The sequence below is a fragment of the Sphingobacteriales bacterium genome, assembly GCA_016719635.1.
Taxonomy (GTDB): Bacteria; Bacteroidota; Bacteroidia; order Chitinophagales; family JADIYW01; genus JADJSS01.
Genome location: JADJYT010000001.1, coordinates 556,698 through 577,227 on the forward strand (window position 1 = coordinate 556,698; position 20,530 = coordinate 577,227).

Here is a 20,530-nt window from a genome sequence, read left to right on the forward strand (position 1 = left end):
TATTATTTATTCATGCAGGTTCCAGTTCTGGTTGATGTACGAGATGGCATGGTGGTGTGTTAAATCAAACTGAACGGGCACGATGGATACATATCCGTTATCCAACGCCCACACATCCGTATCTTCTCCCTGGTCGAAATTGACGAAATTGCCGGTCAGCCAGTAATAATTCTTTCCGTTCGGATCTCTGCGTTCGTCAAACTCTTCGACCCATTTGGCCGTCGCCTGCCGGCATATCTTCATGCCTTTTATTTCATTTACCGGCAGTTTGGGAATATTGACATTTAATAAAGAATCTTTTGGCAAACCCGAATTCAACAGATTGCGGATGATTTTCTCGGCATACACCTTTGCACCAGAAAAATCGGCATCAAAAGAAAAATCCAGCAATGAAAAGCCCACAGCCGGAATACCGTCAATGGCAGCTTCCATGGCGGCCGACATGGTTCCTGAATAAATCACATTGATGGAAGCATTAGAACCGTGATTAACCCCCGAAACACAGATATCCGGTTTGCGGTGCAATATTTTATCGATAGCAATTTTTACACAATCCACCGGAGTACCGGAACACTGATAAGCGGGTATATCTCCAAAAACATTCACTTTCTGCAGCCGCAGAGGGTCATGAATGGTAATGGCATGCCCCATGCCGGACTGCGGACTATCGGGTGCGACCACCGTCACATCACCGAATTTAACCATCACTTCCACCAACGCCCTGATACCGGGAGAAATGATCCCGTCATCATTCGTTACTAATATAACCGGTCTGCTCATTCTGCAAAAGTACAAAATTAAGCTCAAGAGATAAGTAACTGACTGCCTGTAATTTTATTTTTATTTTATCCTATAATTTACTCTATTTTTTGTAGGTTTGGGTGTATGAGTTCAGGCTATAAGAACGTCACTATAACAGTCTTAGTGGTGTTGGTTGGAATACTCGGATTTAAAGTATTCATCAGTGATTTATTAAAAAAGAAGGATAATTCTGCTGTTGACAGCACCATTGTTGTCGAGAGAATACGGAAAGTGATGAAGCTGATAACCGTGGAGGGGCATTATTCTGAAATAATGAATTATAGGGATTTCAGCTATATTGATTTTCCGGGATTCCGGAAAGATGCAATGCTGAAAGTCGATGCCAAAGTTTCAGTAGGTTATAATCTGGAAAATATGGACATTTCAACCGATGAAAAGGCTAAAACGATTACAATCAGACATATGCCCAAACCGGAAATCCTTTCTGTAGACACAGACATAAAATTCGAGAATCTAAGCACCGGTATTTTTACAGGTTTCAGTGAAGCAGAACTGAGTAAGCTCAATAAGATGGCAAAAGACAATATCCGCAAGAAGGCACTCAGTATGGAATTGATACGGCAGGCGGAAGAACAAAAGAATGACCTGTTTGATCTATTATTTTATATGGCAAAAGGCAATGGATACAGCATTGTAGTGGAAGGCAGTTCTCTTACTCCAAAAAATTACATTAACCAATAGCCATGGAGAGCAGTATTATCATAACAATCGGCATTATCCTTCTGGTAGTAGGACTGGTCAGTTGCGTTATGCCGCCGCTGCCCGGCCCACCTATTGCCTATATGGCGTTACTACTCGGCTATTTTGGCTTAAACAAAAAAGAGGAATTACCGCTCTGGTTGCTGATTACCTATTTAGGTTTCATCCTGATTGAAATCCTTATCGACTATCTGATACCTGTTTGGGGTACCAAGAGATTCGGGGGAACAAAAGCCGGTGTACGGGGTTGTTTTATAGGAATAGTGGCAGGTATCATCTTTTCTCCTTTTGGCGGTGTTTCTATTATTATCTGCCCGTTTTTAGGTGCAATGCTGGGAGAACTTTTTACGGGTCAGGAATTTTCAGTTGCTGTTAGATCGGGAATGGGTTCTTTTGTCGGATTTCTGCTGACCAGCGGTATAAAAATCATCCTCGTCCTGATGATATGTTATCACTTTTTCACAGCTGTTTTTTGAGCAAACTGAAGAGCAGCACAATCAGTTAATTCATGTTTAGGGATTTGTATTTAATTCGATTATTCCGGCAGAACAAATTTCTGTTTACCGGTGTCATGCTGTTTATTCTTATTCAGCAGTATCTTTACATGAAAGACAACAGTTCATTTCCGTGGTTTGTATGGAGCATGTATTCCCATAAGGAACAGCTCCCTGCTGCGGTCAGCCAGAACGAATTTTACATCAACGGTAAGCGGCTGGATATAACCCGAATCCCTATCTGGCAGGAGGCAACCATCACACATACCTTTCAAAAATATAATGAATTGCAACAAACCGGGTTTAAGGATCCGTTGGATGCTGTGGTAAAAAAAAGAACCGGCTCTTTTCCTCCTTTCGTCTATTCATATGCTGCAGAAAAAATAATCAATGGCAGCGATGAAGTTAAGCGATATCCAGTTTGGTTAAAAAACTATATTTCACACCAAATCACACGTAACCCGATTCAACAGCTGAAAGTTAAGGAAATGCATTATCAATATTCAAACGGAAAATTTATACAGACAGATACGGGAAAAACGCTTTTAATTCTAAAGAACTGATGCATACCGCCATTCATACAAAAGTTGAAAAATACGCCAAAAGGGTGTTCATCTGGTTTTTCTTACTCCTGTTGTTCAGGATTTACAGCCATGCCTTGCTGATATACACGTTTGACCAGCCTGTTAAAGGTCCCGGTACTGATTACACGTTCTGGCTGAGCCACTTACTTTGCTTTCCTGAATTTATCATACACAACCGGTGGGCCTGTTGTATCATTGATGCCGGAGTGATAATGTTAAGTTTAGCCGCAGTTCTGTCAGATAAAAACAGAAACGGTATTACCATCTTATTAATCCTGTTCTTCTTCGTTCAGCGCATCACCCTGGAATCCTACTCGGTATCACACACCAAAAGTATCAGTTGTCTATTTGCAGCATTACTGCCATTCTGTTTCAAAAAAAGTGAAACCACAGAATTGCTGATTGAATTCGGCCGGTTTTTCCTCATCTATATCCTTGTAATTTCTGCCTATCATAAATTCCAACACGGAGCACTTTTGGGTACGGATACGTTTTCTGCCATTTTGGTCAACCAACACACGGACCTTGCCGTTTTACATCCCGGCCACATCAGCTATAAGGTCGCAAAGCTGCTTATACAATATCCTTTTGCGGCAAATCTTGCCTTTAAGCTTTTATTTATAACACAGTCATTTTTTATCATAGGTATCTTTACCAAGCGGGCAGACAGGATCTTATTTGTACTGTTGATGGGGTTTGCAATCAGCACCTATTTGGTAATGCGGATTTACAATTTCGATATTACATTGTTGGGTTTATCGTTGCTGTACTTTCCCATCAGTAAAAAAAGGGGTTAAAAATTGTAAAAAATGAAACTAGAAAACAATAATACCCTATCTTTAAAAAAATATTCGAATGAAACCAGTTTTCCTTTTTCTTTTATCAGTCGCGTTTTTTTTCGCTCATGCACAAACATCCAATACTATAAAGACTACCGCTAAGCCAACCGCTACAACTGCCGCTAAAACATCTGCCACTCCCCCTTCCACGAATACGACCAAATCAACTGTTGCCCCAAAAACAAATACCCCTAAACAACCTGCCGGTCTGCAGGAGTATGTAACAAAAAACAAGGGAGGATCCGCAAGCACTCCCAATCCCAATGCCAAACCATTTCCTTTTACAGGCAGTTTTACCATGAACTTTGAAATCAAAGAAACCAATGCAAAACCAAATTCAGGCAAAATAAAATATGCATTTGACGGCTATCTTGTATCTCTCATCCCTACCTTTTCCAATACGGTAAAGACTATTGCCGGCATGAACACCATCATCAACTCTAAAGACGATGAAATGATGAACCTGACCGTTGATATGAAAGGGAAGAAATCAGGACTGCTGCTGAAATTACCCAAACAGGTTATCAGCAAAGACACAACTATCCGGACTCCAAAAGCAATCGTCATTAAAAAGACCAATGAATCAAAAGTAATTGAAGGGTACAAATGTGAAAAATATGTCATCGACTATACAGACACCTCCAAAATTGTGAGCTGGGTTACAAACGATATCGCATTAAACTCTTCTGACTTGCTGAAATTAATAAACATGGGATTCAGGGGCAAATCACCTTTCTCCAAAACCAACCTTTCAGACATTAAAGGCACAGCACTGGAAACCATTATAACCAAAAAGGATGGCAGCAGTACAAAAATAACAATAACTGAAATCAGCAAGAAGAAGCCGGATGCCGTTGTTTTTTCTTATGATGGTTACAATGTCGCAGATGCCCGCTCCATCCCAATGTTTGGCGGAAACTAACAACTTCTTTATATCAAAATCCATCCCCTTCCATCGTTGAAGGGGATTTTTATAGGTTCTTTAACAAAGTGCTGTTACCGGGGAATTTCCTTAATTCTTTATTTTTGCTAAAATCTATAAACGGAAATGCCTACCATCGATTTTGACAGCTTCAAAGAAAACTTCAGTTTACACAATCATCGTCCAAGAGTATTTTCTTGGCCATTTTTCGGTACTCTCCTGTTTGCCGCCGGATTATTTATTCTCTACAAGCTGAATCAATACATAGACCCATGGCAAAACTGGAGAAAGGCATTAGGTAACGCCACTAATTTCTGCGAAATGAACCGGTTCGACCAGTTGATTGTGCAACCTTCCAATACATGGTCAAATTTAGGATTCATTATCGTCGGATTGATTTTCATCAGCATTGCTAAAAATGACCATATATACGAAGAACGAAGCAATGTCAATAATTTACTGGCTAAATTTCCCGGTTTCTCTTTTATAATAGGTTTTTCCACACTTTACATGGGAATCGGAAGTTTTATGTACCATGCAACACTCACCTACTTTTTTCAGAAACTGGATCAGACCGGCATGTATTTTTTTACTAATCTCTTTTTATCTCCTATTTGTTATTTAAAATTTTTCCAAAAATAAAATATCAGGGCAAAGAATATATTTCAAATCGTTTCTTTATAGCTAGTGCTGTCGTCGTGCAATTATTCTTCTTCTTTTTTCTTTGGAAGCTACCTGTTAATATCTTATTTCCTTCTTTAACCCTCGTGTTTATCCTGACAAATTTATTTTTACTGGTAAAAATGAAAGGTAATGTCTCTTATACCAAGTTAATAGTAGCCTCATTAATCACTTTTTTAATTGCCACTACAGTCTGGCTGCTGGATATTACTGACAAATTATGTTCGCCCACCAGCATTTTTCAAGGACATTCCTTATGGCATCTTTTAACTGCCGTCAGCATATTCTTAGCCTATCTATTTTACAGAAGCGAAGAATTTTTAACAACAGAGGAACGAGAAATTATGCAGCCTCTTGAAAAATTGGCATAATTTTTAGGTATATTTGCTTATGCCTTTTATCATTCATATGAAACAATTCAGGTTTTTTTCTTTTATCATAATATCCGTTTTATTGAACGGTTGTACCGCTTTATTTCAGGCACAGACGAGTATCCAGAAAGCAACGGGGCAATTACCGCCCAGAGCCTACGTAATAGATTACCCACCCAATGGCGACAGGATAAAACCGACACTGATTCCCGGCGGCGGTATGCTGACTACCAACCCTAATCCGTGGGGTGTCCGATACAAAGACTACGTCTTTACTGATTTCGATATTCTAACGGAAACCTATAAAAAAGGGGCACCTACGCACAGCGGAAGCTCCGGCAATCTTATTATGGACATCTTCACTCCAAGAAGTGACGCTGAAAAAAAACGTCCCTGCATCGTGTATGTATTTGGCGGAGGTTTCTATATGAAAGTGGACGACTGTACAACAGAAATCTGCAAAGGAATGGTACAGAAAGGCTATGTGGTGGCTTCCATTGATTACAGAATCGGGTTTGCCAATGCGATGCTTTCTCCGCAATGTGAAGGGGATTTCAACACCGGTTTTTATCCGGCTGTAATTCGTGCTGTTCAGGATGCCCGCTCCGCAGTTCGTTTCCTGAAAGCCAATGCCGGTCGCCTGGGTATTGACCCGGACAAAATTTTCATCGGCGGACAAAGTGCCGGTGCGATCACATCATTGGGTATGGCCCTGTATGAAGATGCGGACGTTCCGGAAGAGGTGCTTAAACAAGTTGGAGGCACCTTAGATCCGATGAAAGACAATATGGAATACAGCAGCAAAGTGGCGGGGGTTTACTCGCTCGCCGGTGCCATCTTTTCTGAAAAAATCATCGTAAAAAAAACAAACACTCCATTTTTATTAATTTCCGGCAGCTGTGACGAATTAATCGATCCGGTAAAAGCACCAGCCTATAAATGCAAAGACAGGAAAACATTTCCGGAAATTGCCGGCAGCGGGTTGGTGTATGAAATCATGAAAAACAACAACATCATGAAATTTGACTATATCTGCGGTGGCGGACATGGCATGGGAAGTGTTGGATTTAATAAACTGCTTAACCTCGTCAGCGGCTTTACGTATAGTGTGCTGCAAGGCAAACCTGTTACAGGTAAAGAGATAATCATGGCAGATGCACCGGTGTGTAACCGGCCTGAAACGTGCAAATAATTCAGGCAAATTCGCTCAGCTCCAGCCAGCGCAATTCCTTTTCATCCAATTGTGAAATGATTGTCTGTATTTTGCCGGAAAGCTCCTTTATTTCCTGGTGATCCGAAATGCCGGAAGATAACTTTTCCGTTAGGACGTCTTTCTCCTTCGTCAATTTTTCCAGTTCATTTTCAAGTTGCTTAAACTCTTCCTGCTCTTTAAACGACAGCCTTCTTTTTACAGGGCTGGAAGTTGTCTTTTCGGATTCAGCCGCATTCCTGTCTGCCATTTTCTGCTGGCGTACTTCTTCCTTCAGCTGCAAACGATATTCATTATAGTTTCCAAGAAAATCCCTTACCTTCCCATCTCCTTCAAAAACGAGCAAATGGTCTGTCAGCTTATCTAAAAAATATCGGTCGTGACTTACTATTACGAGACAGCCTTTGAAATCCATCAGGAAATCTTCCAGTACCTGGAGTGTCAGAATATCCAAATCATTGGTCGGTTCATCCAGAATCAGAAAATTCGGATTCTTCATCAGGATGGTCAGCAGATACAGGCGTCTTCGCTCACCACCGCTCAGGGTAGATACAAAGTTATATTGCTGCTCTAACGGAAACAGGAAACGCTCCAGCAGCTGGGCCGCGGATATGGTACCCTTTCCTACCGGCAAAAATTCCGCAATATCTTTAATGACCTCAATGACACGCTTGTCCGTTTTCAACTGCAGCCCCTTCTGGTTGTAGTACCCGAATACAACGGTTTCTCCTAATACGATATTTCCTGTATCCTGCTTTTCATCACCCACCAGGATATTTAGTAAGGTTGATTTTCCGCAGCCGTTTCTGCCTACAATACCTACCCGTTCGCCTCGCTGGAATTTATGAGAGAATTTATCCAGCACCACCTTATCCTTATAGGTTTTTTGAATATTATGCAGTTCCAGAATCTTGCCGCCGAGGCGCTGCATTTTAACTTCTATTTCAATTGCCTTATCCTGAGTCTTTGCAGTGGCCGCCGCTTTTACATTTTCAAAATTATCCACTCTCGATTGAGCTTTGGTTGTGCGCGCTTTTGGCTGGCGGCGCATCCACTCCAGCTCTTTGCGAAACGTGTTCTGCGCTTTCTCTACATTTACCCGCTGGTTCTCCTCCCGCAGTTCTTTATTTTCGAGGTATTTGGAATAATTGCCTTTGTGCTTGTACAAAATCCCGTTCTCCAGTTCCAGGATTTCATTACAGATATTTTCCAGAAAATAGCGGTCGTGGGTAATCATCATCAGCGTAATGTTGTTTTTAGATAAATACTCTTCCAGCCACTCGATCATATCCATATCGAGGTGATTCGTAGGCTCATCCAAAATAAATAAATCCGGCTGCTGCAGTAACAAAACAGCCAAAGCCAGCCGTTTCTTCTGACCACCGGACATCGAACCCACTTTCTGGTCAAAATCTAAAATCAGGAATTTAGACAATATCAGTTTAACCTGCTGCTCATAATCCCAGGCTTCCAGTTCATCCATCTTGTTCATTGCTGACTGTAAATCACCATACCCGTCCAGTGCCTGTTCATACAGCAAACTGGCCTTTAATATAGGATTCTCATCGTGCATGATGGTCTGATAAACAGTCTTACTGTCATCAAAAGCTGGTTCCTGTGAAAGAAATCCCACTTTGATATCCTTATGGAACTTAAAATCCCCGCTTTCAGGAGGCTCTGATCCCTGTAAAATCCGGATGAGTGAAGATTTTCCGGTTCCGTTTTTGGCAATCAGCGCTACTTTCTGCCCTTTATCAATAAAAAATGTGATGTTTTCAAATAAGAGTTTATCTCCATAGAATTTGGATAGATTATTGACAGAAAGGTAATTCATGCTGCAAAAATACGCTTACTATTGAAAATAGTCTCATTATCTTATCGTTGCTGCCTTTTCATTCCGTAATACGTTTAAAACAGACCGACTCATTCAGACAACACCCTTAATAAACAAAAAATAAGGTGATAACAATAATTTTATCCTAAATTTAATCGGTGAGTAGACTAAAAAAATCCTCTTTACAGGGTTGGTCCTATTATGCAATGCTATAATGATAGCTCAGGACAAGCACTACTCTATTGCTTCTGTCAAACAAAAGACGGTATTTCCGTTTTACGTTTTCAACGATATCTTACTGGTAGATGTCATGGTCAACCAGTCAAAAACACTGAAGTTCATATTTGATTCAGGTTGCAAAAGCACCATTATCATCCATCCAAAATACCTCGACTCTTTTGACATATCCTACCACCAGAAAGTTTATTTTTCCGGATTAGGCTTTAAAGATTCCATTGAAACCATGAAAATTGACAACGGAACCCTTGAAATCGGTGAATTGAAAGGCGTACATATTCCCGTTTTTATCTTAAGTAAAGACACCTTAACGCTCGCACATTATTTAGGAACAGAAGTAGACGGCATTTTTGGTGCTGAATTGTTTGAAAAATATTACATCCATATAAACTATAAAAAACATATCGTCGAACTGTACGAAAAAAGACCCTCTAAAAAAATAACAGCCACCTATAAAAAACTACCGGTAGAAATCCGAAAAAGCAAAGGATATATCTCCTGTATGGTTATGAACCAACAGAATGAATTATTCCTTTCCGAACTGTTACTGGATACAGGCTCCAACATACCGGTCATTATTAAAAATAAAGACCCGGAAGATTTACATATCTCAAAATACATCCAGGCTGAAATCGGCCAGGGATTATCCGGTGCCATGTACTCTAAGGTGGGAAGACTTAAGAAACTATTCATTGACACCCTGAAACTGGACAGTGTCATTGTCGCCTTTAATGAAACCCCTATCACCTTTAAGGAAATGAATGAAAACACCCTCGATGGCAATATAGGCAACGATATCTTAAACCGGCTGGACATCTATTTTGCTTACCCTGAAAAAGCCATTTATTTCAAGCCATTGGGGAAAATCTATTCGCCTTTTTATTTTAATGTCTCCAATATCATACTACTGGAAAACAGGACTAAAAACGGCGGTTTTATTGTAAAGAGTATCGCCAGCGATTCACCGCCCTTAGAAGCCGGGCTGAAACAGGGGGATGAAATCATAAAAATTGACAAGAAGCGCTGTTCCTCCATGCGGCTGGAAGACGCGCTTATTTTATTGAACAAACGTATCGGCAAAAAAGTCAGCATTGAATTTGTCCGTGATAAGCAAACGATTAAAATAACATATAAGCTTGTCAGTATAATTTAGGGCATCGGGTCGGGACAAAAGAACTGGGTGTGGAAAGCAAACAAAAAATCGTACATTCAAATCTAAAATTATAATTCATACATCTTAAATCAATTATTATGCAAGCCATTTATTTAGTAAAAAACGGTGCCCCCAAAAACGCTTTTGAATTCAGGGACATACAGATTACAGAACCCGGTGATGACGAGGTGGGTGTCATCGTGGAAGCCTCCGGCATCAATTTTGCCGATGTGGTGGCCCGGCTGGGTCAATACCAGGATTGCCCTCCTTTACCTGCAATTGTCGGCTATGAAGCAGTAGGAAAGGTAGAAAAGACCGGGAAAAACATCACCACCGTAAAGAAAGGTGACAGAGTGCTCGTCTTCACCCGATTTGGCGGATACAGCCAGTACGTCATCCAAAAAGAAAACGCCATCGCTCTCATAGGGGAAGAGATGGATGCCGGCAAGGCACTGGCGCTGGCTACGCAGTATAGCACAGCCTATTATGCCTGTGCAGTTGCTACAAATGTATTGCCCAATGAAACGGTATTGATTCATGCCGGAGCGGGTGGTGTGGGCACCGCACTGATTCAATTGTGCAAACTGAAGAATGCGAAAATATATTCCACTGCCGGCAGCGACAGCAAACTGGACTATTTACGTGCGCAAGGGGTGGATGTGCCCATCAACTATAACAAAGACGATTTCTCCAAAGTCATCAAAGAACCGATTGATGTGGCATTTGACAGTTTAGGCGGTGAAAATTTCAGAAAAAGCTACAAACTCCTCAATCGCGGCGGACGCATCGTAGGCTACGGCGCCTCTTCGATGACGGATGCCAACAACATTCTGTCAAAAGCAAAGATTGGTATGGCTTTCGGATTGTATCATCCCGCGCAATTGCTGATGGAAAGCCGCTCCATGATTGGTGTCAATATGCTGCGCATCGCAGATTACAAACCTGATACGCTGAAACATTGCATGGACAGTGTGATCCGGTTGCTGCACGAAGACAAGATTGCCCCGGTGGTTGGCAAGATGTATGCTGCCAAAGATATTGCTCAGGCACATGATGATATGGAAAACCGCAAAACCACCGGCAAGATTGGTATTGTCTGGTAATACTGTTGTTATTTTTATATGTAAAAAATAACCAAAAACCATTTTTTGATATACAAGGAAAGTTGCTGCCACCCCAAGCCGGTAGCAAATTGCTGATAAAATGAACCCGAATGCTGATAGCCACGCTTCGTTCGTTTTACAGCTATTGCTGTGTATATCAAAAGCCGGATACAAGAAAGCCGGTTGTTTGTTTCTAATCTTATTTGTTAGTAGATTAGCAGAATTGACATAATATGTCTTCCGCTAAAACTATACATACACAATCCATAAAACAATGGGCCGCTGAACTGGGCTTTTCCCATTGCGGCATCGCAAAAGCGGAATTTCTCGAAGAGGAGGCTCCCAAACTGGAAGCTTGGCTGAAACATCATTACCAAGGCGAAATGCGTTATATGGAAAACCATTTCGACATGCGCCTCGACCCGCGTAAACTGGTGGATGGTGCAAGGTCTGTTATCTCGCTGACATATAATTATTACACCGAACAAAAACAAATCCGTAACGGAGTTTCTCCGCAGTCCGGCCCTGCTGCCCCGAAAATTTCAACGTATGCCTACGGGGAGGACTATCACCATGTAGTGAAAGAAAGGCTTAAGGTATTGTTGCAAAAGATAATGGAAACAACGGTCAATGTCAACGGGCGTGTATTTGTTGACTCCGCGCCTGTTTTAGAACGTGCCTGGGCAGTGAAAAGCGGATTGGGATGGATTGGAAAACATTCGCTTCTGATCAACAAACAACAGGGGTCTTTTTTCTTTTTAGCGGAAATCATACTTGATCTGGAGCTGGATTACGACACCTCCTTACCCACCGACCATTGCGGCACCTGCACCGCCTGCATGGATGCCTGTCCCACCCATGCCATTGTTACCAACCAGGTGGTAGACGGCAGTAAATGTATTTCGTACCTGACGATTGAACTGAAAGAAGCTATCCCTGTAGAATTTAAAGGCAAAATGGACAACTGGATGTTCGGCTGTGATATCTGCCAGACGGTATGCCCCTGGAACCGGTTTTCCAAACCTCATCAGGAGCCGAAGTTTGAGCCGGATGCGCGCTTACTCACCATGACACGACGAGAGTGGCAGGAAATAACGGAAGATGTTTTTAAGGATTTATTTAAAAAATCAGCGGTGAAACGAACCGGCTATGAAGGATTGAAGCGTAATATGTTATTTTTAGGGAAATAGTTGGATGGCGGTCAACAGTTTAAGTTAGAGAATTTTTCTCTTTTTATAACTGTCTGACTTTTAGGGACACTTACAGCGGTAAAAAACAGTCAAGGAGGTAGTGAGTACAAAAAAACAGAACTTTTGCCAGAATTTAATGTAATTTTATAATCAATTGATTTGCAATACACTTATCGTATTGTAAAAAAGTATAACTTAGCATGATTGTATTCGTTGTTTTAGTTAGTTTAATTTCAATCCTAGTATACAATATAGGGCTTGTTCACTTCACATACAATGAAGTAAAATGTGTAACAAAATAAAATACAGGTCGCAACTAAATGGAAAAAGAGAAATACTATTATAATCCCAATACCCTTAAATACGAGAAGTATAAACTCAGTATCTGGCAGCGCATTCTGCGTATTACCGGATTTTTTACATCTGCATTTTTCTTTGGCTTTTTAGCCATGATACTGGGCTACAGCCTATTTGATACACCAGAAGAAAAATCAAAGAAGTTACAGCTCCGGGAAATGCAGGAGAAATATGAAATCCTGGACAAACGGATTGATGCCTTATCAAAAGTGCTGCAGGATATGGGCGACCGGGATGATAATATTTACCGCATCATTTTCGAGGCAGAACCTTTGCCGGAAAACCTGAGAAGCGGAGGAGTCAACAAGTCAAAGATTTATTCTGAACTAAAAAATTTACCAGAAGCGAAAATCATTTCCAATACACTGCAAAAACTGGAACGTATGGAGAAACGCGCCTTTATCCAGTCCAGGTCTTATGATGAGCTGACAAAGATGATAAAAAACAAAGAACAGATGCTGGCGGGAATTCCAGCCATACAGCCTGTTTCCAACAAGGATTTGAAACGCATTGCCTCCGGTTTTGGCTACAGAATCGATCCTATTTACAAAACCCCCAGAATGCATACCGGACTTGATTTTACGGCAGAGATCGGAACTCCCGTATATGCAACCGGAGACGGAGTGGTGGAGATTGCCGGCTCACAGGGTGACGGATACGGGAATAAGGTGGTCATCAACCACGGCTATGGATATGAAACATTATACGGACATAACAGCAGAGTGGTGGTGCGCCCCGGAGAAAAAGTAAAACGCGGACAGACCATTGCACTGGTGGGCAACTCCGGAAAAAGCACAGGACCACACTGCCATTATGAAGTATGGAAAAACGGCACCAAGATTGATCCGGTGAATTATTTCTTTAATGACCTGACCCCGGAACAATATGACCAAATGCTGAAAATTGCGGAACAGAGCAATCAGGCATTTGATTAATGACGACTTTAATAACCTGAAAACTATAAGAGATGCCATACAAAGAAAAACAAATAGAGAAACTCTATTTCACGATAAGTGAAGTGGCAAGGCAGTTTAATGTCGCGACTTCCCTGATTAGATTTTGGGAAACGGAATTTGACATTTTAAAACCAAAGAAAACCAACAAAGGCAACCGCCTGTACACCAAAAAAGACATTGAAAACTTCAGCCTCATCTATCATCTGGTAAAAGAAAAGGGATATACGCTGGATGGGGCGAAAAAGAAACTGAAAGAAGGCGGTGATGTAAAAACGGATAACTACAGCGAAATCGTAACAAGACTGAAAAACATACGGAAATTCATTGAAACGCTGCATAACGAACTATAACCGCACAACGGTTAAAAAACAACAAAATGAATAAATACAACGCTATACAAATTCTATTCCCGCTTTGTTGCGTGTTCCTGATTGTAAGTTGCCACAGAGATAACACCTCCGGTTATACGCTCACCAACCCCTCTCCTTATTTTACCCGTTTGTATTCATTGAATGATGAAGCAATAAGCAGGGGTATTAACTTTAACCTGACTGCGGATGAAGTAAAGAAGACAGAGAAAGCGAAATTATATGAAGCCACAGCAGATCATTTATTCTATGAATATTCCTACCCTGAAGACTCCACAGCCGCTTCCGAGTATGCCAACCTGCAGTACTTCTTTAATGAAAACGGACAACTGGATATCATAACCGTTGATATATTCATGAACGACTCCATTCAGGAAACTCATTTAAAAAATACTTTTATCGATTATTTCAGTCAACGTTACGGCTCATCAGAAACAGACAGTTACAATTACGAGGTCTGGAAGGGAAATTTTGACGACAAGAAACTGGATAAGGAATTTAAATATTCGGTAGCGCTCAAGAAGCTGGAAAATGAATCGGGTATTTCCCTGGAATACATCCGGGAATAAAAACGTATACCCATGTCATCAAATTACAACCATGCTAGAAATCGTACCTGCGGTATGGAATGGACCAACGCAGGGAAAGATTTACATAATGCGTTTGCATATTACGCGTCACGTCTTCGCTCTTCTTTTTCCTGAACACGTATGTAAAATCAACATAAACATTATGCCACGGTTCATAAGTGGCCACAAAGTCGAGATAGAAGGTACGCGCCATAACACCCTGTCCTATACGATTACCAAATTCATTCGGTTTTTTGAGGTCATAATCTTTCAAAATATTACCGCCCCAATTCAGGGAATCATCGTCTTCTCCCCTTTTGCTGTAAACAAAACGCGTGGATAAAAACAGCGGTTGTATGGGCTGGTATTTCACTTCAAAAATAAGTTCTGTGAAGTTGGCTCCCAAAGGATGTGCCAACGGCTGGTTATAATGTGACCAGGAAGTGGTGGTATCGAAGTGTGTATAGGTATATGGACGCACCACATTACCTTCAAACTGTAAATCTAAATGGTCGACACCGAATGCGTCGATGTATTTGATACCGTACTGTGCGGCAAATTTAGTCCCCCACCATCTCCGCGGATGAAAAAGCCCCCATGCCTTGTTTTTGCCGGGTGTATTGAATTCCTTGGCAAAATTCAATTCATCAATCAGCAGCTGACCATACATCTGAACATGCTTCGCAAAATTTACCTTAAAATCAAAGCCAAGAAATGCATTATCCGGAGAGCCCAGCGCCTGCTCAACGGAACGGTAAAATATCAGAGGATTCAGGTATTGCAGTTCAAAGGTGTTTTCCCGTTGAAACATGACAGCTTCAAAAATACCGAGATTGACATTCTTCGTTACGTTAATGCTGAGGTGGTGCATCGCCATATATTTTTTAGTAAGCAACCTGTCACTGCCCCTGGGGTAGAATTTGGTCAGTTCAGCGAAAATATTCTGGTAATTTAACTTCCAGACATTAGTATTCAGTTTTAAGAAAAGGTAGTTGGCACCAAAATCAGAGAGAAACAAGGAACGGATACCATCGCCGATAAAGTTATTATCATACCCGAACTGCATATGAAAATGTTTAGTCGGAGTTATCGTGACATATCCTTTGGATAAGAAATAATCGTAGCCGTCGCTTTTATATTCCTTCCAGTAGCCTGCACCGGGAGGAGTCTGACTCTGACGAATATAATCCTGAACATAATTGGGGAAATTACCCTGTTCGGATGTAAACAAGGCGTAAAAGCCAAAAATATCGTCCACCTGTCCCCTGATTTCAAAACCTTTGGAAGTCAGGTATTTAAATTTCCTGGTTTCATCAGACAGAGAGCCACCCAATCGTATTTGTATGGCCGGATTCACAGACATGGCAAAATGCGGCACTTTAACATGTAATAAATGGGCAGGATGACGGAATAAAAACTTCAATTTCGGGTTGTCGGGCAATTCCGTATGTTCATCGTCAAATTCAAAATTATCCTTATAAATATATTCAATGTTTTTTCTGTCCATTGCTGTCAGGTCGTCAATATCCATATCACTTAAGGAATCCAGGTTATTGATATAATCAATGACCATTTTCCGGTCGTAGGGTTTATTGGAAGTATGGAAGCCTTTTACCAGTCCAGTCTTAATCTCCAGACGGTCTAAATAATGGTTAACATTGGATCCTCTGGGGATAAAGGTACCCTGTGGGAAGGCAGAAAATGATGCAAAAAGAAAACAACAGACTATGAATATTTTTTTCATACACTTACTTTAAATACGGCAATATAAGCCCCGAAATATCGTGGTAAATATAAGTAATTCAGATTTAAAAATAAGATTTACATAATTTTTGATTTATATTTGATAACTGTACACACTTTAAAACAATATCTATGTCCGATCAATCAAAAGTTTCTGTCAACTACCAGATAGCCATCATTGGCGTACTTTTCTTTTTATTTGGTTTCGTCACCTGGCTGAACGGATTGTTAATCCCATTTTTGAAACAAGCCTGTGAGCTGACGGATGTCGTGGCCTATTTAGTCACCTTTGCCTTTTTCATCGCTTACTTTGTGATGGCTTTTCCATCCGGTATGATACTGAAGAAAATCGGCTTCCCGAACGGCATGGCTCTGGGACTGCTCATCATGTCTTTTGGTGCAGCCATTTTCATCCCTGCCGCCATGAACCGAAGCTACCTGTTGTTTCTGTCCGGCCTGTTTATCGAGGGGACAGGTCTGGCTTTACTGCAAACGGCCTCCAACCCGTATATCACCATTCTAGGTCCCATAGAAAGTGCCGCACAACGTATTTCGATCATGGGTATCTGCAATAAAGTGGCAGGTATGATTGGTATTTTTATATTGAATAAGCTACTGTTCAGCGGCATGAGTCAGTTTTCAACATCCATACAATCACTCAGCGGTGACGCCAAAGAAGCAGCCCTGCAAAATCTTGCAAACAAACTTATTACCCCCTACTCAGTCATTGCCTTGGTTTTAATCTGTCTCGCCTTATTAATCAAGTTCTCCAAACTGCCGGAAATCAAAGATGCGGATGACGACGACAGTGATGTAAGCACCAGCCGCACGTCTGTTTTGCAGTACCCCTATTTATTGTTAGGTGTGGTCGGCATTTTTGTCTACGTGGGCGTTGAGGTTACAGCTATCGATACCTTGCCGTTATACGGTCAGTCGCTGGGTATAGCCGCAGAAAAAGCCAACCTGTTCCCTATCTACGCATTGGTGGCATTGACGATAGGTTATGTGGCTGGTATCTTCAGTATACCGAAATATCTTTCACAACAGCAGGCGCTGATGATTTGTGCTTTGCTGGGTATAGTTTTCACTGCCGGCGCCTTATTTACCACCGGATTGGTTTCCATCTACTTTCTGATTGCATTGAGTTTCGCCCATGCGCTGATGTGGCCCTGTATCTGGCCGCTTTCGATTGAAGGATTGGGAAAATTCACAAAAACAGGTTCTTCCTTACTGATAATGGGTATTGCCGGCGGTGCGATCATCCCACTGATCTATGGACATCTGAGTGGTGCGGACGGTGCCAACAGACATATTTCTTACTGGATCTTGTTGCCCTGTTATCTGTTTTTGATTTATTTTGCACTTAGAGGAAATTTGATAGGAAAGGGGAAAAACAAACAGGCATGAAGTATTTAATTAAGAACGGTACTATTGTCAATGAAGGAAAAATTGAACAAAAGGACATATTGATTGATGGCAACTTTATATCACGGATCGACCGTGATATTTCAGATGTCAATGCTACTGTAGTAGATGCTTCTGACAAACATGTAATCCCCGGCATTATTGACGACCAGGTACATTTCCGCGAACCCGGACTGACCCATAAGGCGACTATCTATACTGAAGCGAAAGCAGCGGTGGCAGGCGGCGTTACATCCTTTATGGAAATGCCCAATACCAAACCGGCAGCGCTGACACAGGACCTGCTGGAAGATAAATACCGGATTGCGGCAACTACATCTCTGGCGAATTACTCCTTTTACATGGGTACGAGTAACGAAAACCTGGAGGAGGTGTTAAAGACAAATCCATCTGCCGTTTGCGGGATCAAGATTTTCATGGGCGCATCAACAGGCAATATGCTGGTGGATAACGAGAAAGTGCTGCGAAATGTATTTTCGCGTTCGCCGATGCTGATTGCCACACATTGCGAAGATGAAAAAACCATCCGCGAAAATGTGACCTTGTACAAAGAAAGATACGGCGAGTATGTTCCCCTGTCGTGCCACCCGGAAATAAGAAGCGCGGAGTCCTGCTATCTGTCATCCTCTTTCGCCGTTGATCTCGCAAAAGAATACAACACCCGATTGCATATCCTCCATATTTCGACCGAAAAAGAAGTGGGATTATTTGATTCTTCTAAACCGCTTAAAGACAAAAGAATCACCAGTGAAGTATGTGTTCACCATTTGTATTTTCAGCAGGAAGATTATGCCCATTTGGGTGCCCTTATAAAATGTAACCCTGCCATCAAATACAAAACAGATAAAGATGCCTTGCTGAAAGGCCTGTTGGATGACCGGCTGGATGTCATCGCAACCGACCATGCACCGCATACGTTGGATGAAAAACAACAATCCTATTTTCAGGCACCTGCCGGATTGCCGCTGGTGCAGCATGCAATCAATATCATGCTGGACTTTTACCACCACAAAAAAATCACACTGGAAAGGATAGTTGAAAAAATGAGCCATGCTCCGGCAGTCTGCTTTAATGTACAGCAACGTGGTTTTTTGAGGGAAGGTTATTTTGCCGATATCGCCGTGGTGGATCTGCACGAAGTCTGGAAAGTAGAGGAATCAAATATTCTGTACAAGTGCTCCTGGAGTCCGCTGGAAGAAAGAGAGTTCAGGGGTAAGGTAAAACAGACATTTGTCAGCGGCCATCTTGCCTATAATAACGGACACTTTGACGAAAGCCAAAAGGGTCAGCGGCTGCTGTTTGAACGAAATCAGACACCATACCTGGATAGAGCCTGATTTAAGCCTGCAAGCATATTGAATTTTGAGATGAAAGATTTATTATTAAGACAGATATGCTATTGCATCAATGTTTCCGACTTGTAAATATACGTCACGCCTACGGGATCCTCGACATTTACCGGAAGCCTTTTTACTATTGATTTCGGTAGTGTCTGATACGTTTTAATATATTTATTCTTGTTTACAAAAAAAGTTTCACCGTAATAATGTCTGGTTATAAAATAATTCTGCCCTGCTGTGAGGCTGTCTTTATGTGTTTCTATTACCTGCAAATCTCTCCTTTTCATAAAATAATGTTTTGCGTTCGGGAATCTGTTATTTAGGCAATAGGGATTCAATTTGTCACAATAAATTTGATTTTCATGCAGGGAATCAAAATAGATTACAAAATAATTAAGTGACCTGGTGGATTTGACAATAAGGGCCGTCGGCAGCAGTATCAGATTCAGTATAATGAAGACCTTCAGACACACATCCACTATCTTTCTGTGTTTAAACCAATACAAAAACCCTATATATGCCATTGGTACCATTATACTGAATACCGGAACCATAAACCGAAACTCCTTATGACCTATTAGTGAATGAAAACCAACAAAACCAATAAGAAGATAGGTAAATACAGAATGTTTAAATTTAATTGCATAAAAGAACATCCCCAGTATGATAAAAAGACCAACCGGCGGCGTAAAGAACAGAAAGAAACATTGGAAATAATAGTAGAATGGCTCAGTTCCGAACGTAGCAGCCACATTATTAATTATGTTTTCCCTAAAGTATCTGTAGGGTGAAAAAACAAATTCTCCATAAAGCCATAGATTGGTAAAATATTCTGCGATTAAAGGTATGAGTGTTCCTGCTGCTATAAAAAACCAGTCAAAAAATCGTTTCCGGAGATATATTATACTCCATATAAATAAAAACAGCAGCAGAAACGCAATCTGAAATCTGAAATAAAAGGAGAACCCAAATAAAATTCCTATAAGAATCAGTTTAAGTTTATCAGACTCATATGATTTTCTGGAATCAAACAGGGCAAATCCTATCCAAAAGAAAGATGCGCTGAACGACTCGGAACTGAAGCGCGTCATAAAGGACGGCATAATCCAGAAACACAGGGTGAACAATATGATTTTCTTCTTATCCGCTTCCAGTTCTAATTTATCCAGAAAAAACGGAGCAATACGGTATAGTGAATAAATAAAAAACAAGGTGGCTATTACCCTGGCAGATGCCCCGATAACAAATGGATTTTCGATACCAAAGAACGAAAACAGTTTGATCAGCAGAAATGCAATAAACGGCATAATGGAAGACCGGATTTTCGCCTCAAATTCCCAGGGCATTGCATCCAAAGGCGTTATCCCCGCTTTATAGGAAGCAAATTCTACTATCTGGAAATGCTCATCTGCGTGCATGTACCAGAACGCCACTACAGCAATGAAAAAATAGTAGCAGACTAATAATTTGACAGATTTTCTATTAAAATTCATATCATTAAAAATTCAAATAACCGGCATAAAAGAAATAAGCAGCATTCAAGTGTAATTTACCGTCCATTCTGTTAATTTTTAATGCCAAAAATAATATTAAATATCTGTGAAAATGGCATAAACATCTAAAATTTAAAACA

At 41.0% G+C, this 20,530-nt stretch carries 20 protein-coding genes; 16 read left to right on the forward strand and 4 right to left on the reverse strand.

Features of this window, described 5'->3' with window-relative positions:
• Window positions 1–6: 6 nt before the first annotated feature.
• Window positions 7–780, reverse strand: a complete 774-nt coding sequence (gene surE, locus IPM95_02570; protein MBK9328200.1) for a 5'/3'-nucleotidase SurE — start codon at window positions 778–780, stop codon at window positions 7–9.
• Between the two features lie 105 nt (window positions 781–885).
• On the opposite strand from surE, the gene IPM95_02575 reads away from it, so the two are divergent.
• The 8 genes from IPM95_02575 to IPM95_02610 all read left to right on the forward strand — a co-directional run bounded on the left by IPM95_02575 (window position 886) and on the right by IPM95_02610 (window position 6,604).
• Complete coding sequence (locus IPM95_02575; protein ID MBK9328201.1) at window positions 886–1,503, forward strand: DUF4230 domain-containing protein; 618 nt, start codon at window positions 886–888, stop codon at window positions 1,501–1,503.
• A 2-nt stretch (window positions 1,504–1,505) separates the two neighbouring features.
• Window positions 1,506–1,997, forward strand: coding sequence for a DUF456 domain-containing protein (locus IPM95_02580; protein ID MBK9328202.1), 492 nt, complete (start codon window positions 1,506–1,508; stop codon window positions 1,995–1,997).
• Window positions 1,998–2,092: 95 nt separating this feature from the next.
• Window positions 2,093–2,578, forward strand: coding sequence for a hypothetical protein (locus IPM95_02585; GenBank protein MBK9328203.1), 486 nt, complete (start codon window positions 2,093–2,095; stop codon window positions 2,576–2,578).
• Entirely contained in the window at window positions 2,578–3,396 is an 819-nt protein-coding gene (locus IPM95_02590) for a hypothetical protein (protein ID MBK9328204.1), read from the forward strand. Before IPM95_02585 ends, IPM95_02590 begins: the two co-directional genes overlap by 1 nt.
• A 58-nt stretch (window positions 3,397–3,454) precedes the next feature.
• The gene (locus tag IPM95_02595; GenBank protein MBK9328205.1) at window positions 3,455–4,360 is read left to right on the forward strand and encodes a DUF4412 domain-containing protein; all 906 of its coding nucleotides are present in this window, start codon (window positions 3,455–3,457) and stop codon (window positions 4,358–4,360) included.
• 126 nt (window positions 4,361–4,486) lie between these two features.
• Window positions 4,487–5,002, forward strand: a complete 516-nt coding sequence (locus tag IPM95_02600) for a ceramidase domain-containing protein (protein ID MBK9328206.1) — start codon at window positions 4,487–4,489, stop codon at window positions 5,000–5,002.
• 161 nt (window positions 5,003–5,163) lie between these two features.
• Window positions 5,164–5,412 (forward strand): hypothetical protein, encoded by a 249-nt coding sequence (locus IPM95_02605; protein ID MBK9328207.1) that lies wholly within the window; start codon window positions 5,164–5,166, stop codon window positions 5,410–5,412.
• A gap of 19 nt (window positions 5,413–5,431) precedes the next feature.
• A complete protein-coding gene (locus tag IPM95_02610; protein ID MBK9328208.1) occupies window positions 5,432–6,604 on the forward strand; it encodes an alpha/beta hydrolase in 1,173 nt (390 codons plus the stop codon).
• A gap of 1 nt (window position 6,605) precedes the next feature.
• Here the strand turns inward: IPM95_02610 and IPM95_02615 are convergent, their stop codons facing one another.
• Window positions 6,606–8,456, reverse strand: a complete 1,851-nt coding sequence (locus tag IPM95_02615) for an ABC-F family ATP-binding cassette domain-containing protein (GenBank protein ID MBK9328209.1) — start codon at window positions 8,454–8,456, stop codon at window positions 6,606–6,608.
• 214 nt (window positions 8,457–8,670) lie between these two features.
• Here IPM95_02615 and IPM95_02620 point away from each other — a divergent pair, with 214 nt between their 5' ends.
• The 6 genes from IPM95_02620 (at window position 8,671) to IPM95_02645 (ending at window position 14,389) form a co-directional block, all read left to right on the forward strand.
• Window positions 8,671–9,846, forward strand: a complete 1,176-nt coding sequence (locus IPM95_02620; protein ID MBK9328210.1) for an aspartyl protease family protein — start codon at window positions 8,671–8,673, stop codon at window positions 9,844–9,846.
• 98 nt (window positions 9,847–9,944) lie between these two features.
• The gene (locus IPM95_02625) at window positions 9,945–10,949 is read left to right on the forward strand and encodes a zinc-binding dehydrogenase (protein MBK9328211.1); all 1,005 of its coding nucleotides are present in this window, start codon (window positions 9,945–9,947) and stop codon (window positions 10,947–10,949) included.
• Window positions 10,950–11,182: 233 nt separating this feature from the next.
• Window positions 11,183–12,139, forward strand: coding sequence for a tRNA epoxyqueuosine(34) reductase QueG (gene queG, locus IPM95_02630; protein ID MBK9328212.1), 957 nt, complete (start codon window positions 11,183–11,185; stop codon window positions 12,137–12,139).
• A gap of 320 nt (window positions 12,140–12,459) precedes the next feature.
• Window positions 12,460–13,431: a M23 family metallopeptidase gene (locus IPM95_02635; protein MBK9328213.1), complete on the forward strand. Its 972-nt coding sequence runs from the start codon at window positions 12,460–12,462 to the stop codon at window positions 13,429–13,431.
• 32 nt (window positions 13,432–13,463) lie between these two features.
• On the forward strand, window positions 13,464–13,802 hold the full coding sequence (locus IPM95_02640) for a MerR family transcriptional regulator (GenBank protein MBK9328214.1): 339 nt from the start codon (window positions 13,464–13,466) through the stop codon (window positions 13,800–13,802).
• 26 nt (window positions 13,803–13,828) lie between these two features.
• Window positions 13,829–14,389 carry a hypothetical protein gene (locus IPM95_02645; GenBank protein ID MBK9328215.1) on the forward strand — a complete coding sequence of 187 codons (561 nt, stop codon included), beginning with the start codon at window positions 13,829–13,831 and terminating at the stop codon, window positions 14,387–14,389.
• A gap of 34 nt (window positions 14,390–14,423) precedes the next feature.
• Here the strand turns inward: IPM95_02645 and IPM95_02650 are convergent, their stop codons facing one another.
• The gene (locus IPM95_02650; GenBank protein ID MBK9328216.1) at window positions 14,424–16,133 is read right to left on the reverse strand and encodes a hypothetical protein; all 1,710 of its coding nucleotides are present in this window, start codon (window positions 16,131–16,133) and stop codon (window positions 14,424–14,426) included.
• Window positions 16,134–16,264: 131 nt separating this feature from the next.
• Between IPM95_02650 and IPM95_02655 the strand changes: the two genes are divergently transcribed.
• Together IPM95_02655 and IPM95_02660 are read left to right on the forward strand one after the other, a co-directional pair.
• Window positions 16,265–17,539, forward strand: a complete 1,275-nt coding sequence (locus IPM95_02655) for a sugar MFS transporter (GenBank protein MBK9328217.1) — start codon at window positions 16,265–16,267, stop codon at window positions 17,537–17,539.
• Window positions 17,536–18,894: a dihydroorotase gene (locus IPM95_02660; protein ID MBK9328218.1), complete on the forward strand. Its 1,359-nt coding sequence runs from the start codon at window positions 17,536–17,538 to the stop codon at window positions 18,892–18,894. The genes IPM95_02655 and IPM95_02660 overlap by 4 nt, the downstream gene beginning before the upstream one ends.
• Before the next feature lie 59 nt (window positions 18,895–18,953).
• Here IPM95_02660 and IPM95_02665 read toward each other — a convergent pair whose 3' ends face one another.
• Entirely contained in the window at window positions 18,954–20,390 is a 1,437-nt protein-coding gene (locus tag IPM95_02665) for a hypothetical protein (protein ID MBK9328219.1), read from the reverse strand.
• Window positions 20,391–20,530 lie beyond the last annotated feature (140 nt).

Coding starts and splice junctions, on each gene's coding strand:
- surE (MBK9328200.1), bottom strand. CDS start 780: ATGAGCAGACCGGTTATATTAGTAACGAATGATGACGGGATCATTTCT.
- IPM95_02575 (MBK9328201.1), top strand. CDS start 886: ATGAGTTCAGGCTATAAGAACGTCACTATAACAGTCTTAGTGGTGTTG.
- IPM95_02580 (MBK9328202.1), top strand. CDS start 1,506: ATGGAGAGCAGTATTATCATAACAATCGGCATTATCCTTCTGGTAGTA.
- IPM95_02585 (MBK9328203.1), top strand. CDS start 2,093: ATGCTGTTTATTCTTATTCAGCAGTATCTTTACATGAAAGACAACAGT.
- IPM95_02590 (MBK9328204.1), top strand. CDS start 2,578: ATGCATACCGCCATTCATACAAAAGTTGAAAAATACGCCAAAAGGGTG.
- IPM95_02595 (MBK9328205.1), top strand. CDS start 3,455: ATGAAACCAGTTTTCCTTTTTCTTTTATCAGTCGCGTTTTTTTTCGCT.
- IPM95_02600 (MBK9328206.1), top strand. CDS start 4,487: ATGCCTACCATCGATTTTGACAGCTTCAAAGAAAACTTCAGTTTACAC.
- IPM95_02605 (MBK9328207.1), top strand. CDS start 5,164: ATGAAAGGTAATGTCTCTTATACCAAGTTAATAGTAGCCTCATTAATC.
- IPM95_02610 (MBK9328208.1), top strand. CDS start 5,432: ATGCCTTTTATCATTCATATGAAACAATTCAGGTTTTTTTCTTTTATC.
- IPM95_02615 (MBK9328209.1), bottom strand. CDS start 8,456: ATGAATTACCTTTCTGTCAATAATCTATCCAAATTCTATGGAGATAAA.
- IPM95_02620 (MBK9328210.1), top strand. CDS start 8,671: ATGATAGCTCAGGACAAGCACTACTCTATTGCTTCTGTCAAACAAAAG.
- IPM95_02625 (MBK9328211.1), top strand. CDS start 9,945: ATGCAAGCCATTTATTTAGTAAAAAACGGTGCCCCCAAAAACGCTTTT.
- queG (MBK9328212.1), top strand. CDS start 11,183: ATGTCTTCCGCTAAAACTATACATACACAATCCATAAAACAATGGGCC.
- IPM95_02635 (MBK9328213.1), top strand. CDS start 12,460: ATGGAAAAAGAGAAATACTATTATAATCCCAATACCCTTAAATACGAG.
- IPM95_02640 (MBK9328214.1), top strand. CDS start 13,464: ATGCCATACAAAGAAAAACAAATAGAGAAACTCTATTTCACGATAAGT.
- IPM95_02645 (MBK9328215.1), top strand. CDS start 13,829: ATGAATAAATACAACGCTATACAAATTCTATTCCCGCTTTGTTGCGTG.
- IPM95_02650 (MBK9328216.1), bottom strand. CDS start 16,133: ATGAAAAAAATATTCATAGTCTGTTGTTTTCTTTTTGCATCATTTTCT.
- IPM95_02655 (MBK9328217.1), top strand. CDS start 16,265: ATGTCCGATCAATCAAAAGTTTCTGTCAACTACCAGATAGCCATCATT.
- IPM95_02660 (MBK9328218.1), top strand. CDS start 17,536: ATGAAGTATTTAATTAAGAACGGTACTATTGTCAATGAAGGAAAAATT.
- IPM95_02665 (MBK9328219.1), bottom strand. CDS start 20,390: ATGAATTTTAATAGAAAATCTGTCAAATTATTAGTCTGCTACTATTTT.